This is a genomic window from Vagococcus sp. WN89Y, assembly GCF_052220145.1.
Taxonomy (GTDB): Bacteria; Pseudomonadota; Gammaproteobacteria; order Enterobacterales; family Enterobacteriaceae; genus Kosakonia.
The window spans coordinates 1-1,565 of sequence record NZ_JBQPOM010000043.1 but is presented as its reverse complement, the minus strand read 5'-3'; the positions used below and the strand labels follow the sequence as shown (position 1 = coordinate 1,565).

The 1,565-nt window shown below is 54.4% G+C and carries 2 protein-coding genes; one reads left to right on the top strand and one right to left on the bottom strand.

Features of this window, described 5'->3' with window-relative positions; all coding sequences use genetic code 11:
- A partial coding sequence (locus tag ACTU3N_RS14675) for an IS3 family transposase (RefSeq protein ID WP_071890408.1) occupies window positions 1-97 on the top strand: 97 nt, incomplete at its 5' end.
- A gap of 13 nt (window positions 98-110) precedes the next feature.
- Here ACTU3N_RS14675 and ACTU3N_RS14670 read toward each other — a convergent pair.
- A complete protein-coding gene (locus tag ACTU3N_RS14670) occupies window positions 111-1,394 on the bottom strand; it encodes a tyrosine-type recombinase/integrase (protein ID WP_443086877.1) in 1,284 nt (427 codons plus the stop codon).
- Between the last annotated feature and the right edge of the window lie 171 nt (window positions 1,395-1,565).

Genomic DNA, 1,565 nt, shown 5'->3' with positions numbered 1-1,565 from the left:
GTTCAATTATATCGAGTGTGATTACAATCGGTGGCGTCGCCACAGCGCCTGTGGCGGACTCAGCCCGGAGCAATTTGAAAACCAGAACCTCGCTTAGGGCCGTGTCCACACTACGCGGGTAGGATCATTTTGCGCTCTTTAAATAGGGAAAGTACAAGAGTTACAACCCTGAGCGGTCGCGCTTCTTCATCCAAAACATATTCAGGATATAAATCGATACCGTTGACCTTCAGCGAAAAGATCTTGTCAGCAGCTTTCCAGCGTTTCGGGCCTGCATCAGGAGCGGAGGAACTGAAGCCTGCTTTGGCAGATAAATCAGCGGCAGTCAGCCATACCGAATCGGCCAGTATCCATGCTTTCAGCTCTTCCAGCCGTTTAGCGTTGCGCTCCTGAAAACTCATATGATCCGTTGCATCCAGCGCGGCCTTTTTGAAACTGTACGGCACTACATGCCTGAAGCGGTTGGCGTCCAGGTAATCCGCCCACCACTGCATCATCTCCCGGCGCTCCTCAAGATGCTGCGCTTTATGAATATACGCCGCCCGCACGCGCTTACGCTCCTGATGGCTCATCTGGCGTTCTACGGCATCGCTCGACCACAGCCCGGACTCCACCAGCGCGCTACAGGCCATGGTACGAAAACCATGGCCGCAGACTTCTTTCTGCGTGTCGTAACCCATCCCGCGCAGCGCCTTATTAATGGTGTTTTCGCTCATCGGCTTGCGGTAGTCATGATCGCCAGGGAAAACCAGCTCCAGACCGGGGCGGTTGTGCTTTTTGATTTCGCTAAGTAGAACGACCGCCTGGCGGGAGAGCGGTACCAGATGCGTGGAACGCATCTTCGCGCCGCGAACAGAGTGTTTCACGCCCGGGATCGGCTTACGCTCGACCGGAATCGTCCACATAGCGTTGTCCAGGTCGATTTCATCCCAGCGGGCAAAGCGCAGCTCGCTGGAGCGAATAAACAACAAAAGTGCCAGTTTTACTGCCAGCTGGGTCAGCTTACGGCCTTTGTAGTCGTCGATGCGTGCGAGTAAATCAGGGATAAGATGGAGATCCAGCGCCGGATGATGGCGGACTTTTGCGGTGGCCACGGCCCCTGTTAAATCGGCGGCAGAGTTATGATCGACAATGCCGTTCAGCACCGCGTAGCGCATCACACAGGCGGTTCGCTGTTGTAGCCGGGAGGCGACGTCCAGCTTGCCCGCTTTCTCCACCACTTTAATCGGTTCGAGCAGGTCTTTGACTTTCAGCGTGGTGATATCGCAACTGCCGTTAGTGGGAAAAACATAAAGTTCGAAGTAGCGCAGCACGCGCTTCGCATGCTCCGGTGTCCATCGCAGATTGCTGGCGACCCATTCGCGCGCCACGGATTCAAACGTGTGAAGCGGCACTCCGCCACGTTTTTCTTCTCTGCGTTTTTCTGCCGGATTAACCCCTGACTAGTCCTGATATAGGTTGACACTCTTCCGCCTGTAAAACGCCTGATGAACATCATCAGGCGTTTTGTATTTCAGGGCCAGATGTGGCCGTTCATGGTTATAAATTGCCACAGATTCTTTTAC